We start from the raw sequence: 9,332 nt of genomic DNA on the forward strand, positions 1-9,332 counted from the left end.
AATTCTTTCGGAAGTCCGTCGAATGGATCACAATGAACATTCGACGTCCTGCCGATGACCAACGGTACGCCTTAGCGCAAGCCTTGCCAGGCGAGTGCGAATAACCCTCGCGTACTGCGCGTACTTACGAGACCAGCCGGTCCAAACCTGCCGATCGAGTGAACTGGGACACGCCTTTCCCCGACCCCGGGGCTGGTTTCGCAAAAATAGGGAATCTACATTCTGGAAATGCTCCGTTCGGCGGTCGCGACCACCCCTCAGCAACAGCCACCGTTAGGTCCGCAGCCACATCGGCTCATTTCCAAGAGGGACCAGGATGGACACGAACACGATCGCGACCCGATTAGCCGACCTCGTCCGCGCCCACCGCGTGCCGGGCGCGCAGCTGGCCGTGCACCAGAACGGCCGGACCTGGACGCACGAGGTCGGCCTCCCCGCCGACGCCGCCGTACCCATCGGCTCGATCACCAAGACGTTCACCGCGACCGTCGCCATGGCGCTCGTCTCCGACGGCGACCTGGAACTCGACGCGCCGCTGTCCGACCACCTCCCGACCGTCTCGGGCGAACTGACCCTGCGGCACCTGCTCAGCCACACGGGCGGGCTGCCGTCGGACCCGGAGGACGTCCGGTCGACGTCGCTGCGCCGCCACGTCGAGCAGGCGCTGCGCGACCTCGACCCGCTGCACCGGCCCGGCGAGGGCTTCTCCTACTCCAACGTCGGCTACTCCCTGGTGGGCCACCTGATCGAGGTCGCCACCGGGATGACCTGGTGGGAGGCCATGGACGCGGTGCTGCTGCACCCGCTCGGCGTGCCGGCCCGGTTCACCACCGGCCCCGGCGCGGGCGTCGGCGTGGTCCCCGGCCACGCGGTCAACGCGGACACCGGGCGGGCCGTGCCGGTCGAGCAGTCGCTGGCCCTGGTCGACGCGCCCGCGGGCGCGCTGGCCGCCAGCGCCACCGACCTGGTGGCCCTCGGCCGGATGCTCGGCGGGTCGGCGCCGCACCTGGTGGACCCGCACGACCTCGACCTCATGCGCACGCCGGTGCGGCACGCCGAGCCGTTCGGCATGGCCGACGGCTGGGGCCTGGGCCTCGCGCTGTTCCAGCGCGACGGGGTCCGCTGGGTCGGCCACGACGGCACCGCCGACGGCACCTCGTGCCACCTGCGGATCAACCCCGAGGACGGCACGACGGTCGCCCTGACCTCGAACGCGGGCCCCGGCTTCGCCCTGTGGCGCGACCTGGTCCCGGTATTGGCCGACGCCGGCCTGCCGGTGGGCGACTACGACGGAATGCGCGGCCTGGACCGGCGCATCGCACCCCCTCCGGACTGCACCGGGAGGTTCCGCAACGGCGATGTCGAATACGCCGTGCGCCCCCTGGGCCGGGAGCGGCTGGCGCTCACCGTGGACGGCGAGCCGTTCGCGGACCTGTCCTTGTTCGACGGCCTGGTGTTCGCCATGCGTGATTCCGACACCGGCGACACCAACCAGACCGGCCGTTTCCTGCGGGACCCCGGCGACGGCGACATCCGGTGGATCCAGATCGGCGGGCGCCTCGCCCTCCGACAGGTCTCGGAAATGGTCTGACAAATCACGTTTGAACTTTCCCAGAACCGGGTAGGGCGCGACCCGGTTCCCGCTGCCGAACCAGAAAGGCACCTTTCGCGATGACGCACGCCCACACCCTGCCGGCGTTGGTGGCCGCGCAGGCACAACGCACACCCGACGCGGCGGCGGTCGTGTCGGCCGAGGGCGAGGTGAGCTACCGGGAGCTCGACGAGCGGGCCAACCGGCTGGCGCACCTGCTGATCGCGAAGGGCGCACGCCGAGAACGGGTGGTGGCCGTCCAGCTGCCCCGCTCGGTGGACAACGTGGTGGCCCGGCTCGCGGTGCTCAAGTCCGGGGCCGCCTACCTCCCGGTCGACCCGGCCTACCCGGCCGACCGGATCGCGTTCATGGTGTCCGACGCGGACCCGCTGCTCGTGCTGGACGGGCCGGTGGACGCGGCGGACCAGCCCGCCACCGACCCCGGCGTGGACATCCGGCCGGACGACCCGGCCTACGTCATCTACACCTCCGGTTCCACCGGCCGCCCCAAGGGCGTCGTGGTCACCCACCGCGGCCTGCCCGCGTTCGCCGCCGCCGAGGTCGAGCACTTCGAGGTGCGGCCGGGCGACCGGGTGCTCCAGTTCTCCTCCCCCAGCTTCGACGCCTCCGTGCTGGAGCTGTGCATGGCCCTGCCCGCGGGCGCGGCGCTCGTCGTGCCGCCGCCGGGGCCGCTGCTGGGCGACCAGCTCGCCGACGTCGTCGAGGAGTTCGGCGTCACGCACGCGCTCATCCCGCCGGTCGCGCTGGCCACCGTGCCGGTGCGCCCGCTGCCGACGTTCCGCACCGTGATCGTCGGCGGCGACGCCAGCTCGGCCGAGCTGGTGGCCAGGTGGGCGCCGGGCCGCCGCATGATCAACGCCTACGGGCCGACCGAGTCCACCGTGGTCACCTCGTGGAGCGAACCGCTCGTGCCCGGTGGCACGCCGCCGATCGGCCGGCCCGTCCCGGGCACCGAGGTGCGCGTGCTGGACGACGAGCTGAGACCCGCCGCGCAGGGCGAGCTGTACGTGACGGGCCTCGGCCTGGCCCGCGGCTACCTCGGCCGACCCGGCCTGACCGCGCAGCGGTTCGTCGCCGACCCGTTCGGCGCCCCCGGCGCGCGCATGTACCGCACCGGCGACGTGGTCCGCACCCGCGACGACGGCCAGCTGGAGTTCGTCGGCCGCGTCGACCACCAGGTGAAGATCCGCGGTTTCCGGGTCGAGCCCGGCGAGGTCGAGGCCCTGCTGCTGGAGCACCCGGACGTCGACCAGGCCCTGGTCGTGGCGCGCGACGAGCCCAAGCGGCTGGTCGCCTACGTGGTGGGCCGGGGCACGGACGGGCTGCGCGGGCACCTGGCCGCCACCCTGCCCGACTACCTGGTGCCGTCGGCGTTCGTCGCGCTCGACGCGTTCCCGTTGAGCCCCAACGGCAAGCTGGACCGCTCCGCGCTGCCCGCGCCGGTGGTCGGCGAGACCCCCGAGGGCTTCGTGGAGCCCCGCACGGCCGCCGAGCGCAGAGTCGCCGAGGTGTGGTCGGACGTGTTGGGCGCGCCGCTGGTCGGCGCGCTCGACGATTTCTTCGCCCTGGGCGGCGACTCCATCCTCGCGGTCCGGGCCCTGGGCAGGCTGGGCGGCCTGCCGGTGCGCGCGATGTTCGACCACCGCACGGTCGCCGCGCTCGCCGAGGTCCTGCCCGAGCAGGAGGGCGCGCCCATCCCCCGCGTGCCGCGCGGGCAGCCGCTGCCGCTGTCCCCCGCGCAGCGCCGGCTGTTCTCGCTGGACGGCACCGCCGAGCAGAACACCGCCGTGGGCCTGCGCCTGACCGGGCGGCTCGACGTGCCGCGCCTGGCCGCCGCCCTGGACGCGCTGGCCCGCAGGCACGACGCGCTGCGCACCACGTTCGACGTCGTCGGCGACGAGCCGGTGCAGGTCGTCGCCCCGCACGGCACGATCCCGCTGCGCGTGCTGCCCACCCCGATCGGCGACCTGGGCCTGGACGAACCGTTCGACCTGCGCCGGGGCCCGCTGACCCGCGCGGTGCTCGCGCCGGTCGGCCGCGACGAGCACCTGCTCGTCCTCGTGCAGCACCACGTCGTCACCGACGGCTGGTCGGTGCAGGTGCTCGTCGAGGAGCTGGCCGAGCTGTACGCGGGCGGCTCCCCCGCCGAGCCCGCCGTGCAGTACCCCGACTTCGCGGTGTGGGCCCGCGGCAACCCCGAGGGCGACCTGGCGTACTGGCGCGAGCAGCTGGCCGACCTGGAGGCGCTGGACCTGCCCACCGACCGGCCCCGGCCGGCGCTGCGCACGACCGCCGGCGCGGTGCTGCGCCGACCGCTGCCCGCCGACCTGGTGGAGCGGCTGACCGGCGTGGGCCGCGCGCACGACGCGACCCTGTTCATGACGCTCACCGCCGCGGTGCAGCTGCTGCTGTCGGCGCGCACCGGGCAGCGGGACGTCGCCGTCGGCACGGTCAGCTCCGGCCGCGACCGCGCCGACCTGGAACGCGCCGTCGGCTTCTTCGTCCGCACCCTGGTGCTGCGCTCGTGGGTCGACCCGGACCTGCCGTTCACCTCGTTCCTCGACCGGGTGCGCGACACCGCGCTGGCCGCGTTCGCGCACGACGACGTGCCGTTCGACCGGGTCGTGGAGGCGCTGCGCCCCGACCCCGACCCGAGCCGCACGCCCCTCGTGCAGACCGTGGTGGCGCTGCACCAGCCGCTGGTGCGCGACGCGGCGTTCGGCGACCTGACCGTCGCCGAGCACGACCTGCCCCGCCCGGTGGCCCGGTTCGACCTGGTGGTCGAGTTCTGGCCGCGCGAGGACGGGCTGGCGCTGACGGTCGAGTACAACACCGACCTGTTCGACGAGGCCACGATCGGGGCGCTCGCCGACGACCTGGACGCGCTGCTGCGCCTGGTGGTGGAGGACCCCGACCGGCCGCTGCACGGCCTGGTGGACCTGGCCGAGGCGGACGACGACGGCGTGCGGATCAGGGGCGTGCGGGTCGACCTCGCCGAGGTCGAGCGGGCGCTGCTGCGGCACGACGGGGTGACCGACGCGGCCGTGGTCGTGCGCGACCGGCGGTTGGTCGCCTACACCGCGCCCCCGGTCGCGCCCGCCTCGCTGCGCGGCCTGCTGGAGCAGGTGCTGCCCGGCCACGCCGTGCCCGAGGTGTTCGTCGGCCTCGACCGCCTCGACCGGACCGCGCTGCCCGCGCCGACGACCGGCCGGGAGGCCACCCGGTACGTGGCGCCGCGCACGCCGGTGGAGGCCGTGCTGGCCGGGATCTTCGCCGAGGTGCTCGGCGCGGCGCGGGTCGGCGTGCGGGACAACTTCTTCGCCCTGGGCGGCGACTCGATCCTGGGCATCCAGGTGGTGACCAGGGCGCGGCGGGCCGGCCTCGTGCTGACCTCGCGGGACATCTTCGCCCACCAGACGGTCGCGGCCATCGCGCCGCACGTCACCCGCGACCTGCCGCCCGCCGCCGACCAGGGCGTCGTCACCGGCGACGCGCCGCTCACCCCGATCCAGCGGTGGTTCCTGGAGCACCAGACCACCCGGCCGGAGCACTTCGACCAGTCCGTGGTCGTGGACGTGGACGACCTCGACCCGACCGCCCTGCGCACCGCGCTGAAGGCGCTCGTCGAGCACCACGACGCGCTGCGCACCCGATTCGAGGGCGACCGGCAGGTCGTCGGGCCCGTCGAGGACGTCGACCCGCTCGCGCTCGACGGCTTCGACCTCACCCGCGGCCCGCTGCTGCGCGCCGAGGTGCTGGACGACCGGTCGGTCCGGCTGACCGCGCACCACCTGGTGGTGGACGGCGTGTCCTGGCGCGTGCTGGTGGAGGACCTGGCCACCGCGCACCGGCAGGCGCTGGCCGGGCAGCCCGTGCGCATCGGGCGCAAGACCACCTCGTTCAAGGACTGGGCGAGGAAGCTCGCCGAGCACGCGCCGCACGGGTTCGCCGACGAGCTGGCGCACTGGACCGCGGTGGCCGCCACGCCCGGTGACGTCCCGCTGGACCGGGACGGCGCGAACACCACCGCCTCGCAGCGCGAGGCCACCGTGCGGCTGACCGCCGAGGAGACCGCCGCGCTGCTGCGCGACGTGCCCGGCGCGTACCGCACCCAGGTCAACGACGTGCTGCTGACCGCGCTCGGCCGGGCGCTGGCCGACTGGACCGGCCGGTCGCGGGTGCTGGTGGACCTGGAGGGCCACGGCCGCGAGGAGCTGTTCGACGACGTCGACCTGTCCCGCACGGTCGGCTGGTTCACCACCGTGTTCCCGGTGGCGCTCGACCTCCCCGCCCCGGACGCCGGGGACTGGGGCGAGGCGCTCAAGTCGGTCAAGGAGCAGCTGCGGGCCGTGCCCCGGCGCGGCATCGGCTACGGCGCCCTGCGGCACCTGGCCCGCACCGCGCCCGCGTGCACGCCCGCGGTGAGCTTCAACTACCTGGGCCGCTTCGACGCCGACCAGCGCGACCTCGACCTGTCCGCCGACCCCGACGCGCCCCGGCCGCACCAGCTGGACGTGGTCGGCCAGGTCCGCGACGACCGGTTGGAGTTCACCGTCCACTACAGCGCGGAGCTGCACGACGACGCGACCGCCACCCGCCTCGTCGAGGACTTCGCGGCGAACCTGCGCGCCGTCGTCGCGCACTGCGCCGCCCCCGGCGCGGGTGGCCGCACCCCGTCGGACTTCCCGCTGGTGCGGCTCACCCAGGAGCAGGTGGACCGGCTCCCCGGCGAGGACGCCTACCCGCTCACGCCGATGCAGGCGGGCATGGTGTTCCACGGCCTGGGCGAGAAGGGCGTGTACTTCCAGCAGACCACGTTCGTCGTGGACGGCGTGACCGACCCGCGGGAGTTCGCCCGTTCCTGGCAGCGCGTGGTCGACCGGACGCCGGTGCTGCGCAGCTCGGTGCTGTGGGAGGACGTGCCCGAACCGCTCCAGGTGGTGCACGCCGAGGCGCGCGTGCCGTTCACGTTCCTCGACTGGCGGGGCCTGGGCGAGGAGGACCGCGCCGCCCGGCTGCGCGACCTGCTGGCGCTGGACCGCGAGGAGGGCATCGACCTGGCCGTCGCGCCGCTGATGCGCTTGGCGGTCGCCCGGGTCTCGGACACCAGCGTGCAGGTGCTGTGGACGTTCCACCACGTGCTGCTGGACGGCTGGAGCGTCTTCCACGTGCTGTCCGACGTGCTGGCGCGCGGCGAGCTGCCCGAGCGGCGGCCGTTCCGCGACTACGCGGCGTGGCTGGCCGAGCAGGACGGCGCGGCGGCCGAGGCGCACTGGCGGGGCGTGCTCGGGTCGTTCGACTCCCCCACCCCGCTGCCCGCCGACCGGCCGGCCGCGCACGGCACGTCGTCGGAGCGGCTGTCGGTCGAGCTGGACGAGGAGGAGTCCGCGCGGCTCTACGAGTTCGCCCGCGAGCACCGGCTCACGCCGAGCGCGATCGTGCAGGGCGCGTGGGCGCTGCTGCTGGGCCGCTCCAGCGGCCGGCGGGACGTGTGCTTCGGCGCGACCGTGTCCGGCCGTCCCGCGGACCTGCCCGACGTCGACTCCATCACCGGCATCTTCATCAACACCCTGCCGGTGCGGGTCGAGCTGGACGGGACCGCGCCGGTCGCCGACTGGCTGCGCGCCCTCCAGGACGCCCAGGTCGAGTCGCGGCGGTTCGAGCACGTGCCGCTGACCAGCCTCCAGGGCTGGAGCGGCGTCGAGCGCGGCGTGAACCTGTTCGACAGCGTCGTGGTGTTCGAGAACTACCCGGTCGAGCTGGCCGGGGACATGGGCCTGCGCGAGCTGTCGGCCGTGGAGACGACGAGCTTCCCGCTCAGCGCCACCGTCTACCCGCGCGAGCGGCTGGGCCTGCTGCTGGGCTACGAGCCGGCGATGTTCGACGCGGGCACGGTGGAGCGGCTGGGCGAGCGGCTGCGCCGGCTGCTGGTCGAGCTGGTCGCCGACCCCGATCGGGCGCTGGGCCGGGTGCCGTGGCTGTCGCAGGCCGAGGTCGACCAGGTGCTGGTGGACTGGAACGGCTCGGTGGTGAGCGAGCCGGACGCGACGATCCCCGGGTTGTTCGCCGCCCAGGCCGCCCGCACGCCCGAGGCGGTGGCGGTGACCTGCGAGGGCGCCGCGCTGACCTACCGCGAGCTGGACGAGCGGTCCAACCGGCTGGCGCACCACCTGGTGTCGCTGGGCGCGGCGCCGGAGCAGATGGTGGCGCTGCTGTTCCCCCGCTCGCTCGACCTCGTCGTCGCCGTGCTGGGCGTGCTCAAGTCCGGCGCGGCCTACCTGCCGCTCGACCCCGTCTACCCGCCCGAGCGGATCACCGCAACGATCGCCGACGCGCAGCCCGTGGCCACCCTGTCCGAGCTGCCCGATCTCACCGCCTATCCGGCCACCGCGCCGGAGGTCCCGCTGCGCCCGGACAACGCGGCGTACGTCATCTACACCTCCGGTTCGACCGGACGGCCCAAGGGCGTGGTGATCCCGCACGGCAACGTGGTGCGCCTGTTCTCCGCCACCGACCACTGGTTCGGCCTCGGGCCGGACGACGTGGTGTCGCTGTTCCACAGCTACGCCTTCGACGTGTCGGTGTTCGAGCTGTGGGCCGCGCTGCTGCACGGCGGCCGGCTCGTCGTGGTGCCGCACGCGGTGTCCCGCTCGCCGCGCGACTTCGCCAAGCTGCTCGCCGACGAGGGCGTCACCATCCTCAGCCAGACGCCCTCGGCGTTCTACCAGCTCATCCCCGAGAAGCCGACCGGGCTGAGCCTGCGGTGCGTCATCTTCGCCGGCGAGGCGCTGGACATGCACAAGCTGGAGGGCTGGGACGGCCCCGGCGCGCTGATCAACATGTACGGCATCACCGAGACCACCGTGCACGTCACCTACACGGAGGCGGACGGCAGCATCGGCGTGGCGATGCCCGACCTGCGCATCTACGTCCTCGACGAAGACCTCAACCCCGTCCCGCCCAACGTGCCCGGCGAGATGTACGTCGCCGGCCCCGGCCTGGCCAGGGGCTACTTCCGACGCCCCGGCCTCACCGCGTCCCGCTTCGTCGCGAACCCGTTCGGCGCACCCGGCACCCGCATGTACCGCAGCGGCGACCTCGCCCGATGGGGTGACGGCGTCCTGCATTACCTGGGCCGAGCCGACCAACAGGTCAAGATCCGCGGCTTCCGCATCGAACTCGGCGAGGTCGAATCCGTCCTGGGGGCGCATCCTGCCGTCTCCCAGGTCGTTGTAGTGGCGAACGAGCACCGCTTGGTGGCGTACTACGTGCCGGACAAGCCGACGACGGCATCGGAGTTGCGCGACCACACGGCCAGTGTCCTGCCCGACTACATGGTCCCCGCGGCGTTCGTCGCACTGGAAAGCCTGCCGCTGAACGCCAACGGCAAGCTCGACCGCGTCGCGCTCCCCGCGCCCGAGCGCGACGCGGTCACCTCCGGGGCCTACGTCGCCCCCCGCACCGAGACCGAAGAGGCCATCGCGGCGATCTGGGCCGACGTCCTGGGCGTCGAGCGCGTCGGCGTGGAGGACGGGTTCTTCGCCCTCGGCGGCGACTCCATCCGCAGCTTGCACATCACGTCCCGGACCAAGGCGGCGTTCGGCGTCGACCTCTCCCCGCGCGACGTCCTCACCGCCCGCACCGTGGCCTCCCTCGCCGACCTGGTCGAGGACCTGGTGCTGGCGGACCTCGAAGCCCTCGCAGAGACGGAAGCGTGACC

The 9,332-nt window shown here is 73.9% G+C and carries 2 protein-coding genes; both read left to right on the forward strand.

The window, feature by feature from the left end; translation table 11 throughout:
- Positions 1–316: 316 nt before the first annotated feature.
- A complete protein-coding gene (locus ACRAKJ_RS23925; RefSeq protein WP_438922073.1) occupies positions 317–1,591 on the forward strand; it encodes a serine hydrolase in 1,275 nt (424 codons plus the stop codon).
- An 80-nt stretch (positions 1,592–1,671) separates the two neighbouring features.
- Positions 1,672–9,330 carry an amino acid adenylation domain-containing protein gene (locus ACRAKJ_RS23930; RefSeq protein WP_438922074.1) on the forward strand — a complete coding sequence of 2,553 codons (7,659 nt, stop codon included), beginning with the start codon at positions 1,672–1,674 and terminating at the stop codon, positions 9,328–9,330.
- The last annotated feature ends 2 nt before the right edge of the window (positions 9,331–9,332 follow it).

This window comes from Saccharothrix sp. DSM 118769 (assembly GCF_052936295.1).